The 19,442-nt window shown below is 73.0% G+C and carries 17 protein-coding genes; 13 read left to right on the forward strand and 4 right to left on the reverse strand.

The annotated features are described in order from the left end of the window. The first annotated feature begins 302 nt into the window (after positions 1 to 302). The 10 genes from OG802_RS31080 to OG802_RS31125 all read left to right on the forward strand — a co-directional run bounded on the left by OG802_RS31080 (position 303) and on the right by OG802_RS31125 (position 11,162). Positions 303 to 1,820: a sugar ABC transporter ATP-binding protein gene (locus tag OG802_RS31080; RefSeq protein ID WP_329415892.1), complete on the forward strand. Its 1,518-nt coding sequence runs from the start codon at positions 303 to 305 to the stop codon at positions 1,818 to 1,820. Continuing rightward, entirely contained in the window at positions 1,817 to 2,935 is a 1,119-nt protein-coding gene (locus OG802_RS31085) for an ABC transporter permease (protein ID WP_329415893.1), read from the forward strand. Before OG802_RS31080 ends, OG802_RS31085 begins: the two co-directional genes overlap by 4 nt. Next, on the forward strand, positions 2,928 to 3,935 hold the full coding sequence (locus OG802_RS31090; RefSeq protein ID WP_329415895.1) for an ABC transporter permease: 1,008 nt from the start codon (positions 2,928 to 2,930) through the stop codon (positions 3,933 to 3,935). The genes OG802_RS31085 and OG802_RS31090 overlap by 8 nt, the downstream gene beginning before the upstream one ends. A 36-nt stretch (positions 3,936 to 3,971) precedes the next feature. Further along, complete coding sequence (gene rhaS / locus OG802_RS31095; protein WP_329415897.1) at positions 3,972 to 5,054, forward strand: rhamnose ABC transporter substrate-binding protein; 1,083 nt, start codon at positions 3,972 to 3,974, stop codon at positions 5,052 to 5,054. 68 nt (positions 5,055 to 5,122) lie between these two features. Next, a complete protein-coding gene (locus OG802_RS31100; RefSeq protein WP_329415898.1) occupies positions 5,123 to 5,443 on the forward strand; it encodes an L-rhamnose mutarotase in 321 nt (106 codons plus the stop codon). Between the two features lie 63 nt (positions 5,444 to 5,506). Then, a complete protein-coding gene (locus OG802_RS31105) occupies positions 5,507 to 6,931 on the forward strand; it encodes a BNR repeat-containing protein (RefSeq protein ID WP_329415899.1) in 1,425 nt (474 codons plus the stop codon). Between the two features lie 91 nt (positions 6,932 to 7,022). Beyond that, positions 7,023 to 8,063 (forward strand): LacI family DNA-binding transcriptional regulator, encoded by a 1,041-nt coding sequence (locus OG802_RS31110; protein WP_329415900.1) that lies wholly within the window; start codon positions 7,023 to 7,025, stop codon positions 8,061 to 8,063. Positions 8,064 to 8,232: 169 nt separating this feature from the next. After that, positions 8,233 to 9,534 carry an alpha/beta fold hydrolase gene (locus OG802_RS31115; protein ID WP_329415901.1) on the forward strand — a complete coding sequence of 434 codons (1,302 nt, stop codon included), beginning with the start codon at positions 8,233 to 8,235 and terminating at the stop codon, positions 9,532 to 9,534. A 28-nt stretch (positions 9,535 to 9,562) separates the two neighbouring features. Next, on the forward strand, positions 9,563 to 10,306 hold the full coding sequence (locus OG802_RS31120; RefSeq protein WP_329415902.1) for a PIG-L deacetylase family protein: 744 nt from the start codon (positions 9,563 to 9,565) through the stop codon (positions 10,304 to 10,306). 25 nt (positions 10,307 to 10,331) lie between these two features. Further along, a complete protein-coding gene (locus tag OG802_RS31125; RefSeq protein WP_329415904.1) occupies positions 10,332 to 11,162 on the forward strand; it encodes a pentapeptide repeat-containing protein in 831 nt (276 codons plus the stop codon). Here the strand turns inward: OG802_RS31125 and OG802_RS31130 are convergent. Beyond that, positions 11,124 to 12,788, reverse strand: a complete 1,665-nt coding sequence (locus OG802_RS31130; protein ID WP_329415905.1) for a cytochrome P450 — start codon at positions 12,786 to 12,788, stop codon at positions 11,124 to 11,126. The genes OG802_RS31125 and OG802_RS31130 overlap by 39 nt on opposite strands. Before the next feature lie 108 nt (positions 12,789 to 12,896). Between OG802_RS31130 and OG802_RS31135 the strand changes: the two genes are divergently transcribed. Both OG802_RS31135 and OG802_RS31140 read left to right on the forward strand, forming a co-directional pair. Then, entirely contained in the window at positions 12,897 to 13,514 is a 618-nt protein-coding gene (locus OG802_RS31135; protein WP_329415906.1) for a TetR/AcrR family transcriptional regulator, read from the forward strand. Positions 13,515 to 13,701: 187 nt separating this feature from the next. After that, positions 13,702 to 14,427 (forward strand): DUF2470 domain-containing protein, encoded by a 726-nt coding sequence (locus OG802_RS31140; protein WP_329415907.1) that lies wholly within the window; start codon positions 13,702 to 13,704, stop codon positions 14,425 to 14,427. On the opposite strand, the gene OG802_RS31145 is transcribed toward OG802_RS31140, so the two are convergent. From OG802_RS31145 to OG802_RS31155, 3 genes are all read right to left on the reverse strand, one after another. Continuing rightward, the gene (locus tag OG802_RS31145; RefSeq protein ID WP_329415908.1) at positions 14,395 to 15,690 is read right to left on the reverse strand and encodes a lactonase family protein; all 1,296 of its coding nucleotides are present in this window, start codon (positions 15,688 to 15,690) and stop codon (positions 14,395 to 14,397) included. The two genes, OG802_RS31140 and OG802_RS31145, sit on opposite strands and share 33 nt — an antisense overlap. Positions 15,691 to 15,775: 85 nt before the next feature. Further along, entirely contained in the window at positions 15,776 to 17,029 is a 1,254-nt protein-coding gene (locus tag OG802_RS31150) for an FUSC family protein (RefSeq protein WP_329415910.1), read from the reverse strand. A gap of 118 nt (positions 17,030 to 17,147) precedes the next feature. Beyond that, entirely contained in the window at positions 17,148 to 17,642 is a 495-nt protein-coding gene (locus OG802_RS31155; protein WP_329415913.1) for an FBP domain-containing protein, read from the reverse strand. 304 nt (positions 17,643 to 17,946) lie between these two features. Between OG802_RS31155 and OG802_RS31160 the strand changes: the two genes are divergently transcribed. Further along, on the forward strand, positions 17,947 to 19,389 hold the full coding sequence (locus OG802_RS31160; protein ID WP_329415915.1) for an ROK family transcriptional regulator: 1,443 nt from the start codon (positions 17,947 to 17,949) through the stop codon (positions 19,387 to 19,389). The last annotated feature ends 53 nt before the right edge of the window (positions 19,390 to 19,442 follow it).

Raw genomic sequence — 19,442 nt, forward strand, 5'->3', positions numbered from 1 at the left:
ATCGGTCCGGAAGACCACCCGCGGCGGCTGCAAGGCCTTTCGCGGACGCTTCTGGAAACGCCGGTGATGAAACGATTCAGAACGGGAAGCTATGAGCCCGCGGGGGGAGTGTCAACCCCCCGGGCCTGGCTCGTTGTCCGTGACCGCTGTGTGACCTTCGGCTATCGAAAAGTTTTCGACACGTACCCATTGACGTGACATAGCCGTCATGCCTAACGTCCCGGCCATCCAGTTGAAACCTTTCACGACGCCGTGACGGCCCTCAGGGGCATCGATGCACGGACGTCGTCGAGGAGCCACCCATGACCCACCCGTCCGACACGGGACCTGCCCCGGTGCTGGCGCTCAGGGACGTAGCCAAGTCCTTCGGCGCCGTACGCGCCCTGCGGGGCGTCTCCCTGGAGCTGTTTCCAGGCGAGGTCCACGCCCTCGCCGGGGAGAACGGCGCGGGCAAGTCGACCCTGATCAAGACCCTCGCGGGGGTGCACCGACCGGACGCCGGCCGGGTGCTGCTCGACGGCGAGCCCGTCGTCTTCCACGGTCCCGGCGACGCCCGCGACGCCGGCATCGCCGTGATCTACCAGGAGCCCACGCTCTTCCCCGACCTGTCGATCGCCGAGAACATCTTCATGGGCCGCCGCCCCCGGCGCGCCCTCGGCCGCATCGACCACAAGGCCACCCACGCGGCCACCGCCGCCCTGATGAAGCGCCTCGGCGTCCGGCTCGACCCCGACCGCCCGGCGCGCGGCCTGTCCATCGCCGACCAGCAGATCGTCGAGATCGCCAAGGCGCTCTCCTTCGACGCCCGCGTCCTGATCATGGACGAGCCGACCGCGGCCCTCACCGGCAGCGAGGTCGCCCGCCTCTTCGGCGTGGTGCGCACCCTGCGCGAGCAGGGCGCGGCGGTCCTGTTCATCTCGCACCGGCTGGAGGAGATCTTCGAGATCTGCGGACGGGTGACCACCCTGCGCGACGGCGCCTGGATCGCCACCGAACCGGTCGAGGGCATGACGGAGGACGATCTGGTCCGCCGGATGGTCGGCCGCGATCTCGACGAGCTGTATCCCAAGCAGGACGTCACTCCCGGCGAGGTCGCCCTCAGCGTGCGCCGGCTGACCCGCGAGGGCGTCTTCACCGACGTCTCCTTCGAGGTCCGCCGCGGTGAGATCGTCGGCCTCGCCGGACTCGTCGGCGCCGGCCGCACCGAGGTCGCCCGCGCGGTCTTCGGCATCGACCGCAGGGACGCCGGCGAGGTCGTCGTGGACGGCCGCCCGCTCACCAACGGCGCGCCCTCCACCGCGATGGCCGCCGGCCTCGCCCTGGTCCCCGAGGACCGGCGCGCCCAGGGCCTGGTGATGAACATGTCCATCGAGCGCAACATCGGCCTGACCGGACTGCGCACCACCGTGAAGGCCGGCCTGATGGACCGCGGCGCCGAACGCAGCCGCTCCCTCGACTGGGCGGTCAGGCTCCAGGTGAAGTACGCCCGGATCGCCGACACCGTCAACACGCTCTCCGGCGGCAACCAGCAGAAGGTCGTCCTCGCCAAATGGCTGGCCACCGGCCCCAAGGTGCTGATCGTCGACGAGCCGACCCGCGGCATCGACGTCGGCACCAAGGCCGAGGTGCACCGGCTGCTGTCCGAGCTGGCGGCCGACGGGGTCGCCGTCCTGATGATCTCCTCCGACCTGCCCGAGATCCTCGGCATGGCCGACCGCGTGCTGGTGATGCACGAGGGCCGGCTCACCGCCGAGATCCCCCGCACCGAAGCCACCGAGGAAACCGTGATGGCCGCAGCCACCGGGAGGGCCGCCGCATGACGGTGACCACCTCCGACCAAGCCCCCGTCGCCGAGGCGCCCCGGCCCGACGGCCCCCGGCTCGTCGACCGCGTGTTCAAGATGCGCGAACTCGCCATCCTGGTCGTCTTCCTGGTGATGATCGCCGTCACCCAGGCCGGCAACAGCGAGTTCCTGTCCGAGCAGGGCATCAAGGACCTCCTGCTGAACGCGACCATCCTGGTGCTGGTCGCCACCGGCCAGTCCCTGGTCGTCATCACCCGCAACGTCGACCTGTCGGTCGGCTCCACCCTCGGCATCAGCGCCTTCGCCGCCGGCACGTACCTGCACGGCGGCGGCGACCCGGTGATCGCGATCGTGCTGGCCGTCCTGCTGGGCGTCGGCTTCGGACTCCTCAACGGTCTGCTGGTCAGCCTCGGCCAGGTGCCCGCCCTCGTCGTCACCCTCGGCACGCTCTACATCATCCGCGGCATCGACTCCATCTGGGTCGGCTCCCGGCAGATCACCGCGGCCGACCTGCCGGACTCGTTCGTGGACTTCGGCTCCGGCGGCCTCGCGGCCGTGCCCTGGCTCGCGCTGGTCGCGCTCGTCGTCCTCGTCGCCACCGCCTACTACCTCAAGCACTACGGCAGCGGGCGCGAGCTGTACGCGCTCGGCTCCAACCCCGAGGCCGCCCGGCTCGCCGGCATCCCGGTGCGCAAGCGGATCCTCGCCGCCTACACCTTCTGCGGCGGCCTCGCCGGCCTCGCCGGAGCCATGTACCTCGCCCGGTTCGGCAACGTCGACTCCAGCACGGGCAACGGCTTCGAACTGACCGTCGTCAGCGCGGTCGTGGTCGGCGGCGTGGTGTTCACCGGCGGCTCCGGCAGCGTCTACGGCGCCGCCCTCGGCGCGCTGCTGCTCACCTCCATCAACAGCGTCCTGCCCGCCCTCGGCGTCAGCTCGGTCTGGGTCCTCGCCATCAACGGCGTCCTGCTCCTGCTGGCCATCGCGGTCGACCGGGTCGTGGCCGTGCGCGTGGCGTCCGCGCTGAAGAAGAAGTCGGCCGCCGCCAGGACCGCCGCCGCGACGACCCCCGCCTCGACGGCCCCCGCCACGAAGACCCCCGTCACGAAGGGAGACGCTCACGATGGCTGAGTCGCCCACCCGCACGAGCCGCCGGCCCGCCCTCCGGTGGGACGGTGTCGTCGGCGCCCTCCTGATCGTCCTGCTGCTGTTCTCCTTCACCTTCGTGGACGGCTTCGGCAACGCGCTGAACCTGTCCTTCCTGATCGGCAACACCCTGCCGATCGCGCTGGTCGCGCTGCCGATGACCCTTCTGGTCGTCTCCGGCGAGATCGACCTGTCCGTCGCCTCCACCGCCGGCCTGTCCGGCGCGGTCATGGGCGCCCTGTGGAACCAGGGCATGACCATCGAGGCGATCATCCCCGTCTGCCTGCTGCTCGGCGTGGTCTGCGGGCTCGTCAACGGCCTGCTGGTCACCCGGCTCGGGCTGCCGTCCCTCGCCGTCACCATCGGCACCCTGGCCGCCTACCGGGGCATCGCGCAGATCGTGCTCGGCTCCGACGCGGTCACCGACTTCCCCACCCGGTACCTGGACTTCGCGGCCGGACGCCTCGGGGACACCTTCCTCCCGCAGGCGTTCCTGCCCTTCGTCGCCCTGTTCGCGATCGCCGTCCTCGTCCTGCACGCCACCCCGTTCGGCCGCTCGCTGTTCGCGATCGGCGCCAGTGAGGAAGCCGCGCGGTTCGCCGGCGTCCGGGTCAGGCGCAACAAGCTGATCCTGTTCACCGTGACCGGCCTCATGGCCTCCCTCACCGGCATCTTCTGGGCGCTGCACTACGCCAGCGCCCGCTACGACAACGCCACCGGCCTCGAACTCTCCGTCATCGCGGCCGTCCTCCTCGGCGGCATCGACTTCGACGGAGGCAAGGGCACGCTCGGCGGCGCGATCGCGGGAGTCTTCCTCCTCGGCGCGGCGCAGAACGTGATGAGCCTCCAGGACGTCTCCGCCCAGTCGCAGATCGTCGTCACCGGCGTCCTGCTCGTCGTCTCCGTGCTCGGCCCCCGGGTCGCACGGCAGATCTCCGTCGCGAGGGCGGGCCGTCAGACAGCCGCCTCGACACCGACGCCGTAACCCGCTCCGCCCACCCTCCCGAAGGAACTGCACATCATGCGCAAGTCATCGCTCCGCCGTGCCTGCGCGGCCCTCGCCGCCGTCTCCTCGCTCGCCCTCGCCGCCACCGCCTGCGGCGGCACCACCAAGGAGGACGTGAAGAACGACAGCTCCGGCGCCGCCGCCTCCGCCGGCAAGGCCGACCCGAACGCGGCCACCAAGAAGGGCCTGACCGTCGGCTTCCTGCCCAAGCAGGTCAACAACCCCTACTTCACCTCCGCCGACAAGGGCGGCGAGGCCGCCCTGAAGGAGCTGGGTTCCAGCTACAAGGAGGTCGGCCCGTCCAGCGCCACGGACACCTCCGGCCAGGTGTCGTACGTCAACACCCTCACCCAGCAGCAGGTCGACGGGATCGCCGTGTCCGCGCAGGACCCGGGCGCCCTGTGCACCGCGCTCAAGCAGGCCATGAGCAACAAGATCAAGGTCGTCACCTACGACTCGGACACCAACCCCGGCTGCCGCAACGCGTTCGTCTCGCAGGCCTCCGCCGAGGACCTGGGCCGTACCGAGGTGCAGCTGCTCGCCGAGCAGATCGGCTACAAGGGCGAGATCGCGATCCTGTCGGCCGCGCAGACCGCGACGAACCAGAACGTCTGGATCGACTTCATGAAGAAGGAGCTGGCCGACCCGAAGTACAAGGACGTCAAGCTCGTCAAGGTCGCCTACGGCAACGACGACGCCCAGCAGTCCTTCCAGCAGACCCAGGGCCTGCTCCAGCAGTACCCGAACCTGAAGGGGATCGTCTCCCCGACCACCGTCGGCATCAAGGCGGCCGCCCAGTACCTGTCGGGCTCCAAGTACAAGGGCAAGGTCAAGCTGACCGGCCTGGGCACCCCGAACGACATGCGCACCTACGTCAAGAACGGCACCGTCGACGCCTTCGAGCTGTGGGACCCCGCCAAGCTCGGCGCGCTCGCCGCGCAGACCGCGGTCGCGCTCGTCTCGGGCCAGATCACCGGCAAGGAGGGCGAGACCTTCAAGGCCGGCGCCACCACCTACACCATCGGCAAGGACGGCGTGATCAGCCTCGGCAAGCCGACCGTGTTCAACGCGAAGAACATCGACCAGTTCAACTTCTAGTCACCCTGGTCGTCCTGGTCACCTCGAATCCGTCACTCCCCTCAACCCCCCACCGAGGAGCGGTACTCATGCAGCGCGTCTGTTTCCTGCTCAAGGTCCGTCAGGACATGCTCGCCGAGTACCGCGAACGCCACGCCGCCGTGTGGCCGGAGATGCGCGAAGCTCTCTCGGCCACCGGCTGGCACAACTACTCGCTCTTCCTGCGGGACGACGGTCTGCTCGTCGGCTACCTGGAGACCGAGGACTTCGCGGCCGCCCGCGCCGCGATGGAGGCCACCGACGTCAACGCCCGCTGGCAGGCGCAGATGGGCCCGTTCTTCGAGTCGCTCGACGGCGCCCGGCCCGACGAGGCCATGAAGCCGCTCACCGAGGTCTTCCACCTCGCCTGAACCCCCGCACAACGCCCCGCCCCCCACCCCCCCCCGCTCTCGAACGACAACGGAGTCCCCGAGATGAGACGACGCACCCTGCTCGCCGGAACCCTCCTCAGCGCCGCGGCAACCCCCCTGCTCGCCGCCGGAACGGCACGCGCGGCCGACCCCGGCCCGTCGGTCACGAAGAAGGGCACCACGCAACTCGACGCGCAAGCCGTGTTCTTCGTGTCCTACGACGGGTTGGTCAACAACAACTCGTTCCAGAAGAACGGGCTGCTGACCTACAAGGGCTACCAGTACGCCACCTGGTACACCGCCACGCGCAGCGCGGTCGTCGCCCGCCGGGTTCTGGGCGGGACCACCTGGTCCACGGTGACCCTGCCGCACCAGCTCAAGTCCAGCGACTCGCACAACGTCATCTCCATGGGCGTCTCGAAGACCGACGGCCGGCTCCACCTCGACATGGACTCCCACAGCGACGGCTTCTTCTACGTCAAGTCGGTCGCCGGCCTCCTCGACAACCCGGCGACCACGTCCTGGACGTCGTCCAGGTTCGGCGCCGTGCAGACCACCCTCGACGGACTCGCGCTCACCAGCCAGTTCACCTACCCGCAGTTCGTCTCCACCCCCGAGGGCCGGCTCCAGCTCAGCTACCGCGCCGGCATCTCCGGCAACGGCCGCAACGCCCTCGCCGAGTACGACGGTTCGACGTGGCGCGACCTCGGCGAGTGGTCCGCCTCCACCGGCGCCTACACCAGCGAGCACGGATCCAGCACGGCCCGCAACATGTACCTGCACGGCATCGACTACGGCGTCGACGGGCGGCTGCACTCGCTGTTCACCTGGCGCGAGCAGAACGGCGCCGTGATGTGCAACGGCGGCGGCATCACCAACCACGACACCGGCTACGTCTACTCCGACGACCGCGGCCGGACCTGGCGCAACGACGCGGGCGCCGTCGTGGGCGTCACCGGCGGCTCCGACAAGGTGACGGTCACGGACGGCGGGCTCGTCGTGGACGCGCTCAACCCGGACCACTCGCTGATGAACCAGGAGAGCCAGGCCACCGACTCCGCGGGCCGGCCGCACGCGATCATCAGCTACGTCCCCGGCCGCTTCGGCCAGTGCACCACGAACTACGTCGCCGACCGCACCGCCAACGGCCGCGCCTTCCACCTGCGCAAGAACGCCTCGGGCAGCTGGCAGAAGACCGAGATCCCGGTCGTCCTCGGCTCCAGCCAGCGCACCAAGCTGGTGCTCGACAAGTACGACAACGCCTACGCGGTCTTCCCGTTCGGCAGGATCGCCGGCGCCTCGAAGGCCTCCGGGTACACCGACTGGAAGATCCTCTTCGACGGCAGCGGCCTCAACGCCTTCGGCGAGGCCGTCATCGACGAACTGCGCGTCAGGGCCGACAACGTGCTGTCGTTCATGTACCAGGAGAAGTCCAGCGGGACGACCCCCTCGGCGCTCCACGTCATCGACTTCGCGCTGCCCGCGTGACCGTCGCCCCGACCCGGCCGGGAGCCCGGCGGGATGAAGGTAATGTGAAGGTCGTCCCGCCGTGCCCCGTCCACCTGGAGGTTCCCGCCTGATGGCTCATTCGGTGGGTATCAAGGACGTCGCCCGTGTCGCCGGAGTCTCCGTCGGCACGGTGTCCAACGTCATCAACCGCCCGGACACGGTCGCCACGGAGACCCGCGCCCGGGTGCTGTCGGCGATAGACCGCCTCGGCTACGTCCGCAGCGAGTCCGCCCGTCAGCTGCGCGCCGGACGCAGCCGCATCATGGGGCTGCTCGTCCTCGACATGGGCAACCCCTTCTTCGTGGACGTCGCCCGCGGCGCCGAGCGCGCCGCCCGGGACGCCGGTCTCGGCGTCATGGTCTGCAACAGCGCCGAGAGCGCCGGCGAGGAGGCCGAGTACCTGTCGCTCTTCGCCGAGCAGCGGGTGCGCGGCGTGCTGCTCACCCCGGCCGACGCCACCGGCCGCAACATCGAGTCCTTCCGCCGGCACGGCATTCCCTTCGTCCTGGTCGACCGGGTCTCCGAGGGCACGGCCGAGTGCTCGGTGTCGGTGGACGACGTGGCGGGCGGCGCGCTCGCCGTGCGGCATCTGATCGACGCCGGCCACCGCTCGATCGCCTACGTCAGCGGCCCGTCCGGCTTCACCCAGGTCCGCGACCGGCGCACCGGCGCGCTGAACGCGCTGGCCGAGGCCGGCCTCGGCCCCGGCAGCCTGCGCGAACTGCCCACCGAACGGCTCGACGTCGCCGCCGGACGCGACGCGGGCGCCCGGCTGCTCGGCCTCGCCGACCGCCCGACCGCCGTGTTCTGCGCCAACGACCTGCTCGCCCTCGGCGTCCTTCAGGCCATGTACGCGGCCGGCGTCACGGTCCCCGACGACCTCGCCATCGTCGGCTACGACGACATCGAGTTCGCCGCCGCCGCGGCCGTCCCGCTCACCTCGGTGCGCCAGCCCGCCATGACCATGGGCGCCCTGGCCGCCGAGATGCTCCTGGAGGAGACGGAAGAGAACGCCCTGGACGGCGCGGGCGGGAAGCGGACGCACGAGCACCGGCGCGTGGTGCTCGAGCCGGAACTGGTCGTGCGCAGGTCGAGCCTGTCGGCACGGTGAGCGGCGGCCGGGCCCCGCTGAACGGCCGTTCAGGAGCGTACTGAGCCGCCGTTCAGCACGGCGCCCGGGCGGCGGTTCCGCGCCGTTCATGATCCCCGGGCTGTGGAGCCGCCCGGACATGTGCTGGACTGGACCGCGGTCCGCACACCGATCGTCCCGGGAGCCCCCGTTGTCCGTCAGCTACCGCCAGCCCGGCGTCGTCCTCACCGACCGCCGCTTCACCGTGCCCCTCGACCACGCCGACCCGGCCGGGGAGACCATCGGGCTCTACGCCCGTGAGGTCGTCGCGAGCGACAAGGCGGACCGGGACCTGCCGTGGCTGGTCTACCTCCAGGGCGGCCCCGGCTTCGGCGCCCACCGCTTCGTCGGCAGGCCGGCCTGGCTCGGCCGCGCGCTGGAGGAGTACCGCGTCCTGCTCCTCGACCAGCGCGGCACAGGCCACTCCACCCCGGCCAACCGCCAGACCCTCCCGCTGCGCGGCGGCCCGGCCGAACAGGCCGCCTACCTCGCGCACTTCCGCGCCGACTCCATCGTCCGCGACTGCGAACTGATCCGCGCCGAGGTCACCGGCGGCGCCCCCTGGACCGTTCTCGGCCAGAGCTTCGGCGGCTTCTGCGCGGTCACGTACCTCTCCCTCGCGCCCGAGGGCCTGGCAGCCGCCCTGATCGCCGGCGGGCTGCCCTCCCTGGACGCCCACGCCGACGACGTCTACCGCGCCGCCTACCCGCGCATGGAGCGCAAGAACGCCGCGCACTACGCCCGCTACCCGCAGGACGTCGAACGCGCCCGCCGCATCGCCGAGCACCTGCTGCACCACGACGTGACCCTCCCGAACGGCTACCGGCTGACCGTGGAGGCCTTCCAGACCCTGGGCATCCTCCTCGGCGGCGGCGAAGGCAGCCACCGGCTGCACCACCTCCTCGAAGAGGCCTTCGTGACCACCCCCCGGGGCCCGGAGCTGTCCGACGCCTTCCAGGAGGAACTTCAGGGTCAGCTCTCCTTCGCGGGCCACCCCCTCTACGCCCTCGTCCACGAATCGATCTACGCACAGGGCGCCCGCCCCACCGACTGGGCGGCCGAGCGGGTGCGCGCCGAGTTCCCGCCGTTCGACGCCGCGAAGACGCTCACCGGGGACGGCCCGCTGCTGCTCACCGGAGAAACGATCCACCCCTGGATGTTCGACGCCGACCCCGCCCTGCGCCCGCTGCGCGAGACCGCCGGGATCCTCGCCGCCCGCACCGACTGGCCCGCGCTCTACGACCCCGCGCGCCTGGCCGCCAACGAGGTGCCGGTCGCGGCCGCGATCTACCACGACGACCTGTACGTCGACACCGCCCACTCGCTGCGCACCGCGCACGCGATCCGCGGACTGCGCACCTGGGTCACCGACGAGTTCGAGCACGACGGCGTCCGGGCCGGCGGCCCGCGCGTCCTGGACCGCCTGCTCGCCCTGGCCCGTGACGAGGCGTGACGCCGCGGTCACCGGATAGTCTGCGGGCATGACCGAGCCGACGACCCCTCAGCTGCGCCCCATGCCCGAGGACTGGCGGCGCGCCCTCGCCGTGGTGGCGCACCCGGACGACCTGGAGTACGGGTGCGCCGCGGCGATCGCCGCCTGGACCGACGGCGGCCGCGAGGTCGGCTATGTGCTGGCGACCCGCGGCGAGGCGGGCATCGACACCCTCGCGCCCGCCGAGTGCGGCCCGCTGCGCGAGCGGGAGCAGCGGGCGAGCGCGGCCGTGGTGGGCGTGTCGTCGGTCGAGTTCCTCGACCACCGCGACGGCGTCGTCGAGTACGGTCCGGCCCTGCGCCGCGACATCGCCGCCGCCGTCCGCAGGCACCGCCCCGAACTGGTGATCACCCTCAACCACCGCGACACCTGGGGCGGGGTCGCCTGGAACACCCCCGACCACGTCGCCGTCGGCCGGGCCGTCCTCGACGCGGCGGGGGACGCCGGCAACCGCTGGATCTTCCCCGAACTCGAGGAGCAGGGCCTCCAGCCCTGGGACGGGGTGCGCTGGGTCGCGGTCGCCGGGTCCTCGTCGCCCACCCACGCCGTGGACGCGTCGCCGGGTCTGGAGCGTGCCGTGGCCTCCCTCCTCGAACACCGCACGTACATCGAGGCGTTGACCGACGAGCCGCCCGAGGACTATGCGCGGGGCTTCCTGACCGGGACGACGACGGCGGCTGGGGAGAGGTTCGGCGGCAGGCCCGCCGTCGCGTTCGAGCTGTTCGAACGGTAGCCCGGCAGGTCGGTAGGCTGGCGGCATGCGAGAGACGACGGTGGACCGGGCCGAACTGCGCGGCGACTGCGAGAACTGCTTCGGACTGTGCTGTGTGGCCCTGCCCTTCGCCCGCTCCGCGGACTTCGCCCTCGACAAGCCCGCCGGCAAGGCGTGCCCGAACCTGGGCGCGGACCACCGCTGCGGCATCCACGCCCGGCTGCGGGAGTCCGGCTTCAGCGGCTGCACCGTCTACGACTGCTTCGGCGCCGGCCAGAAGGTCTCCCAGGTCACCTTCGGCGGCCGGGACCGGAGCACGGCCCCGCGCGAGGAGGCCCGGCGCATGTCCGAGGCGTTCCCGGTGGTCCGCCAGCTCCACGAACTCCTCTGGTATCTCAACGAGGCGCTCGCCCTCCCCGCCGCCCGGCCGGTCCACGGTGAGCTGCGCCGGCTCCTGGACCGCACCGACGCCCTTACCCGGCTGTCCCCGGACGAGCTGGCCGCGCTCGACGTGCCCGCCCACCGGCAGGACGTCAACGCGCTGCTGCTGAGGACCAGCGAACTGGCCCGCGCGGGCGTCCCCGGACGCCGGAAGGACCGGCGGGGCGCCGACCTGGTGGGGGCCCGGCTCAAGGGCGCCGACCTGCGCGGGGCGAACCTGCGCGGCGCCTGTCTGATCGCCGCCGACCTCACCGGCGCTAACCTGCGCCGGGCCGACCTGATCGGCGCCGACCTGCGCGACACCGACCTGACGGACGCCGATCTGAGCGGCGCGTTCTTCCTGACCCAGCCGCAGGTGAACGCGGCCCGGGGGAGCGCGGGCACCCGCCTGCCGGAGTCAGTCGCCCGCCCCGCGCACTGGACAGCCGGATCCTGATCCCGGCCCCCCACGCCCCCCACGGCCCCCGCGCCCCTCGCACCCGTCGCGTTCCTGAGCCCCGGCGGCGGCACCGCCCGCGTCGCCGTCCCCCGTCCGGGTGCGCCGTTCCAGGCGTATCCGCAGCCCTTCCGGCATCAGCGTCAGCCGTTCCGTGACCCGCAGCCGGTAGGCGGGGTCCGGCCGCAGTTCGTAGCGGCGCAGCAGCAGCCCCAGCACGAGCACGGCCTCGTGCAGCGCGAACTGCCGTCCGATGCAGGCCCGGGCGCCGGTGCCGAACGGCTTGTAGGTGTGCGGGGCCCGTGCGCGCACGGCCCGCGCGTCGAAGCGGTCCGGGTCGAAGCGCTCGGCGTCGGGCCCCCACACCCCGGGGTCGCGGTGCAGCATGGCGATGAGGACCAGCGCCCAGCCGCCGCGCCGCATCGGGTGCTCGCCGGCCAGCACGGTGTCCTCCCTGGCCTCGCGCGCGAACGCGGGCGCCGTCGGCCACAGCCGCAGCGCCTCGTCGAGCACCCGGCGCACGAGGCGCAGCTTCGCGACCTGCTCGTAGCCGGGCACGGCCGTGTCCCCCCACACCCGGTCCACCTCGGCGCGGGCGCGGGCCGCGAGGCGCGGGTCGAGGGAGAGGTAGTGCAGCGCGAAGGAGAGCGCGCCGGAGGTCGTCTCGTGACCGGCCACCAGGAAGGTGACGACCTGACGGCGCACGTTCGTCGCCGACAGCCGTTCGCCCGTGGTGGGGTGGGCGGTGTCGAGCATCCGGTCGAGCAGGTCGCCCTCCCCGCCGCCCGCCGACCGGCGCGCCCGCACCAGGTCGTCGACCGTGCGGTTGAGGAAGGCGATGTCGGCCTCGTTGCGGCGCGTGGCCCGCCGCAGCAGGGCGGGCGAGGGCACGGTGTTCAGGCGCTGCGCGTAGGTGAGGGTGCCCACCATCGCGGTGACGAACGGGTGCGGGCGGGAGCGTTCGAAGGAGCCGAAGTCGTGCCCGAAGCCGGTGCGCGCGATCGTCTCCAACGTCAGTCTGGTCATGTCCCCGGGGACGTCCACGGCCCGGCCCGCGGCGAGTTCCGCGTCCCAGTGACCGGTCAGACGCTCCGCGACGTCCACCATCATCGGGTGGTAGGCGGCCATGGCCTCCCGGCTGAACCCCGGCGCGAGGACGTCGTGCGCCAACTGCCAGTTCGGCTCGTGGTTGTACGCCGTGAACAACGCGTCACCCACCACGGGGCGCAGGTTGGCGATGCCCAGCCCGACGTGCTTGGCGAACCGGGTCTCGTCCGCCATGTCGGCGGCCAGTTCCGCGCCCCCGACGAACACGAACTCCCGGTGGAACACCTTGCGGCGGAAGATCGGCCCCAGCTGCGAGGCGTACTTCAGGGAATCCTGTAGCGGGGTGCGCCGGCTCGCGCCCAGGAGGTCGCCGAGCAGCGGGATCCGGTACGGCGGATGCGGTATGCGCTCCAGCTCGGGCCAGCCCAGCTCCGCGCTGCGAAAGCCCCTCGGCAGTGCGTCCACGGGCGCGCTCCCCGCCGCCGTCGTCGTCCGCGTGGACTGCGCCGGCCCGGCCGCTCCCGCGGTCCCCGCCGTGCCCGTCGTGCTCGCCGTGCCCGTCGTCCCCGTCTCCGCCATGACGCGATCTCCCTTGATGCACCGGCAGGTTGAGCATGTTGTACGTGGGTTCAATAGCGTGCGTCAGTCTGGTGCCGCCGTCGAACCGGCGTCAAGTAAGGTGCGCCCATGGCCGCGAAGCAGGGGGAGGAGCGCGCCCGGCGCCGGCTCGGCACCGCGGAGCGCAGGGAACAGCTCCTGTCGGTCGGGGCGCGGCTGTTCTCGGAGAGCCCGTACGACGACGTGTGGATCGAGCAGGTCGCCGAGATCGCCGGAGTCTCGCGCGGGCTGCTGTACCACTACTTCCCCACCAAACGGGACTTCTTCGCCGCGGTGGTCGAGCGCGAGAGCGAGCGGATGCTGCGCATGACGGCGGCGGTGCCCGGCGTCCCGGTCCGCGAACAGCTCGCGTCCGGTCTCGACGTCTATCTGGAGTACGTGGAGTCCCACGCGCACGGCTACCGGGCGTTCCACCGAGCGGACGCCGCCGGGGACCAGGCCGTGCGCAAGGTCTACCAGCGGGCCCTCGCGGCGCAGGAGCAGCAGATGCTGGCGGCCCTGGGCGCCGACCCCGAGTTCGGCCGGGTCTTCGAGGAGCGTCCCGACGTACGGCTCGCGGTGCGCGGCTGGCTGGCGTTCACGACGGCGGTCTGCCTGGAGTGGCTGCGCGGCTCGGAACTCTCCCGCGAGCAGGTGCGGGAGTTGTGCGCCAGGGCGCTGCTGGGGGTCATCGCCGCTCCGTGCTGACGGCCGGGGCGGAGCCCTTCGGCTTTCCGGCCTCCGGCCTCCCGCTCTCGCGGGGCGGGCCGACGATCGACGTGTCCGTGTCCGTGTCTGATCCGTGTGCGTATCCGTAGCCGTGGACGGTGGTGGTGGTTGGCGTGATCCCGGAACTCCTATAGGTTAGGCAAGCCTTACCTTAGGAGGATTCAGGATGGGTGACAGCCAGAGCTGGGCCGCGGCGCCCGCCGCCGCCGAGCGGGCCCGTTCGGTGCTCGCCACCGCGTGGTCCTGCGCGGTGACCGCGAACGGCGGACGCGAGGAGTTCGTCGGCGCCCACACCGTCGACGACGACGGCCGGGTGGCCCTGCGCGTGCCCGAGGACAGCGCCCTGCTCACGGCGGCGCTGTGCGCGCCCCGCGGCGAGCCGTCCGCCGTGCTGGAGTTCGCCGACGTCGCGCCCGTCCCGGTGCGCCACCGGGTGCGCGCCCGGCTCTGGCTCGCCGGCTGGTTCACCCCCGAGGGCGACCGCCTCGCCTTCCGGGCCACCCGCATCGTCCTCGCGCCGCCCTCCGGCGCGGTCGTCGTCGACCTCGACGACTTCGCGCAGGCCCGGCCCGATCCCCTCGCCGCCGCCGAGGCCCGGCTCCTCACCCATCTCGCCGACGCCCACCCCGACGCGGTGGAACGGCTCACCCGGCTCGTCCCGCCCGACGTCCTGCACGGCGCCGTCCGGGTGCAGCCGCTCGCCGTGGACCGGCACGGGCTGACGCTGCGCGTCGAACGCGCCCGCGCCCACGGCGACGTCCGGCTGCCCTTCCACGCCCCCGCCGACGACGTCGGCCGGCTCACCGAACGGGTGCACGTCCTGCTCGGTCAGGCGACCGCCGCGGCCTGCCCCCGAGCCCTACAACGGCAGCGCGCAGACGGCGACCGGTGAGGCGAACGGCCCGCCCGCGAGCCGGAGTCCGCCGTTCGCGCCGTCCACCCGGAACACGCTGACCGTGCCGGAGCGCTGGTTGGCGGCGAACAGCAGGGCGCCGTCCGGCGACAGGGCGATCTGCCGCGGGAAGTCGCCCGCCACCGGCGTGGTGCCGAGCAGCCGCAGCCGGCCGCCGGCCGCCTCCACCGCGTAGCGCGCGACGGTGTTGTCGCCGCGGTTGGCGAGGAAGGCGAACGCCCCGTCCGGCGTGACCGCCAGCTGCGCCGGGTAGTTGACGCCCGCCTTCGCCCCGGTGGACTGCGGCCGCCCGACCGTCAGCCGCCCGCTCGACGGCTCGTACGCGCACACCGCGACCGTGTCGTCGGCCTCGTTCGCCAGGTAGGCGTGCCGGCCGCCGGGATGGAACGTGAGGTGACGCGGACCGGCGCCCGTCCGGGTGTGCGCCTGGGCGACCTCGGTGAGGACGCCCGTCCTGTCGTCCAGCCGGTAGCTGTACACGGTGTCCGTGCCGAAGTCGACGGCCAGGACGTGCCGGCCGTCCGGAGCGGTGACGAACTGGTGGGCGTGCGGCCCCCGCTGGCCCGGCCGGGGCGCCGGACGGCTGTGCCGGACCAGGTCGGCGCGCTCGCCGACGGCCCCCGAGGCGTCGATCGGGTGCACGGCCACGGTGCCCGAGCCGAAGTCCGCGCTCAGCAGCCACCGCCCGCCGGGATGGACCGACAGATGGCAGGTGGCGGCCCCGCCGGTGGCCCGGCTGCCCAGCACCTTCCCGTCCGACAGCCGCACCGCGGTCACCGCGCCCCGCTCGCGTTCGTCCGCCGCGTACAGGGTCGCGCCGTCCGGATGCACCGCCAGGTAGGACGGGTCCGGCACTCCGGTGATCGTGCCCTTCCCTGTGATCCGCCCCGACGCGCCGTCGTACGCGGCGACGCCGATGCCCTTCCCGCCGCCCGCCGTGGAGGTGTACGTGCCCAGGTACAGCGGACGGACCCCGGACGGACCCGGCGAGGGGTCGGACGAGGCCCGCGGGGCGGCGGACGACGACGGCTGCGAGGGCGGCGCGCCCCGCCGCGCCTCCTCGGAGGCGGCCGGACCGCCGCCCCCGTCGCCGCCGCACCCGGCCAGTGCCGACGCCGCGGCGGCGCCGCCGATCGCGCCGAGGGCGCCGACGAGACGGCGCCTCGTCCAGCGTTGCCGCCGCCGCCCGTCTCCCGGCGGGCCGGGGGACTCCCGCCGTGCCGTGCCCGTCCCACTGTCCATGCCCGCACCTCAGGTCGTCGTACGCCTCCGCCGTGACAGCCACCTTGACCCGGACCGGCCGGTGCGCGCAAAAGCGGCCGCCGCGTCACTCGGCGCGGCGGCCGGCCTCGGACCGCTTCCGGCGCAGCCGGCCCGGCGCCCGCAGCCGCCTCCTGAGCCGGTACAGCCACGGCCGGCGCTCACGCTGCTCCCGGCTGTTGCGGTCCAGTTCCTCCAGCAGCCGCTGGGACCGGTGCTCGGTGTCCAGTTCGTCGAGGATGCGGTTGACCTCGGTCAGCACCGCGCCGTGCAGCTGCCACTGGCGGGCGTCGTGCTGGAGCTGCTCCAGCAGCAGCTGGGCCAGCTTGTCGCGGGTGGTGGCGGCCTGCCGCAGCTCGGCGGTGAGCCGGGCCTCGGCGGCGTCCGCGTTCAGGCTGACGTGCGTGGTCACCAGCACCGCGAAGCTGACCACCGCGTCGGCCATCTCGGACAGCACCTGCTCGACGACCTCGCCGGTCGCGGGCGGGAACAGCGGGTGCGGCTCGCGCTCCTTGGCGAGGTCGGTGAGGGACCGGGCGAGCACCCGCAGCACGACCGTGCAGATCTCCAGCGTGTCCAGGCCGGTGCGCAGCACCACGCGGTGCAGCAGCCCCTCCCGGACGCGGGGATTGAGCCTGAGGCTCTCCTCGGCCTGCCGCAGGGCCGCGTCGACCTCGACGATGTCGTGGTCCAGCCGCCGGGCCTCGTGCAGCCGCGCCGCCGCCTGTTCGGCCGGGGTGCGGCCCGCGGCCTCCTCGCCGATGCGCAGCATCAGCTGCCGCAGCCGCCTGGCCAGCCCCTCGATCGACTCGCCGGCCTCCTCCACCCACACCGGCGGCGGCAGCAGCAGATTGCAGCCGAGCCCGACGCCCGCGCCGATCAGCGTCTCCACCACCCGCGCCCACGCCGTGTCCCCGACGGTGGTGACGCCCAGCACCAGCATGGCGCTGATCGCCACCTCCGGGACGTACTCGTCGACCCGCACCAGGTGCCCCACCCCCAGCGAGGCCACGATCAGCAGGCCGAGGCTCCACCAGGTCAGGCCGACCAGCAGGCTGAAGACGATGGCCACGACGACGCCGGCGACCACCGCGGTGACCCGGCGGACGCCGTTGGTGAGGGTCGCGTACAGGGTGACCTGGACGACCAGCAGCGCCGTCAGCGGCGCGGTGAGCGGCAGCGCCTCGGGGCTCAGGCGCAGCGCGACGACATAGGCGAGCGAGGCCGCGGCGGCCGACCGCAGAGCCTGGAGGACGACGGGTTCCCGATGGCGCCGCACCAGCCGCACGAGCGGCGCCGCACGCTGACGTACTTCTTGCATCCCCAGACCCGTTCCCCTTCCACGGCGGCCTCGAACGTCTCTTCCGTCCCGCGACCGCCCGCCACGGGTCGCGATGCCCCGTACGGCCGCCGGGGCCGGGCCGCCGCCGAAGGGCCGGTCAGGCGTACAGCCTGTCCACGAAGGCGGACAGGTTGTCCGTCGTGCGGGCGATCTGCTCCTCCAGCGTCAGGCTCTCCTCGAAGCGGGCTCCCGGCTCCAGCGGCTTCCGGCCGCGCAGATAGAGGGAACACGCGAGATCGGTGCACATGTACAGCCCCACCGAGTTGCCCTCCCGGCCCGCGGCGCCCGCCTTGCGCGCGGTCATCAGCGAGACCCCGCCGCCGGGGTGGGTGGTCAGGCAGAGCGAGCACATGCTGCGGTGCGTGAGCGTGCGCCGCGCGGACGGGAAGCGCAGGGCGACGCCCACGAGAGCGCCGTCCCGCTCGACGACGAGACAGCTGCGGTCGGGCGCGCCGGGATCACGCCAGCCGAGGAAGTCCAGGTCGTCCCAGGGCATCCGGTCGAGATCGCGCGGGACGGCCATCCGCGCGGCCTCCCCCTTGGAACAGTTGACGAAGGAACGGCGGATGGCACGTTCGTCGAGTGGCTTCATGGCAGTCTCTCCTGACGAGGGCGGTCTGGGCGATCCAGGTCGCCCGCACAGATAACCTAGGGCCCCTAGGTTTCAACCTAGGGTAGATAGTTGAAGCGGGGGGAAGCCAGTGGATTTCGACGAGCGCGCCATGCCGTCCCGGGCGTGGGCGGCCATCCGGTCCCCGGAGCCGCTCGCGGCACCGGGCGGGATCGCCGATGCGGATCTCTCTTAGCTCACAGCCTGAACTAAGGGTTGGAGAATGTCGCGCACACCCTTCCGCGGAGGTATGTTGCAGGTCGGGCAGGGCTCGGAGGGGAGCGACATGACGGGGCGGAACGGGCGCACGGTACGCGACCTGAGGCGGGCCAACCGTACGGCCGTACTGCAACGGCTCTACTTCGACGGGCCCCTCAGCCGATTCGAGCTGGGGCCGGCCACCGGTCTCAGCTCCGGATCGATCAGCAACGTCGTCGCCGACCTGATCGCCGACGGACTGGTGGAGGAGGCCGGCAGCGTCGACTCCGACGGCGGCCGTCCCCGCATCCTGCTGCGGGTGGCCCCCGGCAGCGGCCACATGATCGGCGTGGACGTCGGCGAGACCAGGGTGCGCATCGAGCTGTTCGACCTCACGCTCACCGAACTCGCCCGCGCCGAAAGGCCGTTGGAGCAGAGCCGGTACGAGGTCGACGGGATCGTCGGCCATGTCCGCGACGGCGTCGCCGAGGTGCTCGCGAGCGCCGGGGTCGCCGCCGAGCAGCTTCTCGGGATCGGCGTCGGCGTCCCGGGCATCGTCGAGCACACCCCCGAGCGCGGCGCCGTCGTGCACGGCCAGACCATCGGCTGGGACGCGGTCCCGCTGGAGGCGCTGCTGCGCGAGAGCGCCCTGCTGCCGGAGAGCGTGCCGTACTTCATCGACAACGGCGCCAAGACGCTGGGCCAGGCCGAGATGTGGTTCGGCGGCGGCCGCGGCGCGCACAGCGCGGTCGTCGTCCTCTTCGGCTCCGGCGTCGGCGCCTGTCTGGTCACCCCGGAGGTGGAGCACGGCCGGGCGGTCGAGTGGGGCCATCTGACGGTACGGGTGCGGGGCCGCCGCTGCCGCTGCGGGGCCCTGGGCTGTCTGGAGGCGTACGCGGGCGCGGAAGCGCTGCTGGAGCGCTGGCGCGAGCAGGGCGGCCGGCCCCCCGAGGGCGTCGACGAGGAGACCGCGCTGACCGCGATGCTCACCGCCGCCTACCCCCCGCCCGCACCGGACGGCGACGGGACCGGCCACGACGGCGGGGCAGAACACGACGGTGGGGCAGAACACGACGGAGGGGCAGAAGGCGGCGGAGCGGCCGGTGCCGGAGCGGCGCCCGGCGGACCCGGTGTCGACGACGGCGCGGGCGCCCTCGGCGCGGGCCGGACGGCGGACCCCGTCGCGCTCGCGGTCCTGGAGGAGACCGCCGAGTACCTGGGCGCGGGTCTCTCCGACCTGATCAACCTCTTCCAGCCGGAGCGCATCCTCATCGGCGGCTGGGCCGGCCTGCAACTGGGCGCCCGCTTCCTGCCCGCCGTGCGCCGCCACGCCACCGCGTACGCGCTGCGCCACCCCGCCCAGAAGGTCACCGTCGAACTGGGCCGGCTCGGCCCGGACGCGGTCACCGTGGGGGCGGCGATCCTGCCGCTCGCCGACTTCTTCGGCCGCGGCGGCCGGCGTCCCGAGCCCGCCCCCGCGGGCCCGGCGCCCGCCTGGCGCACGGTCCTGGAGGACCGCGCCCCCCGCTGAACCGGCCTCCGGACGGCCGGACCGCGCCCGGCGCAGGGGTGCGGCCCGGCGTA

Origin of the sequence: Streptomyces sp. NBC_00704 (assembly GCF_036226605.1) — a bacterium.
GTDB lineage: Bacteria > Actinomycetota > Actinomycetes > Streptomycetales > Streptomycetaceae > Streptomyces.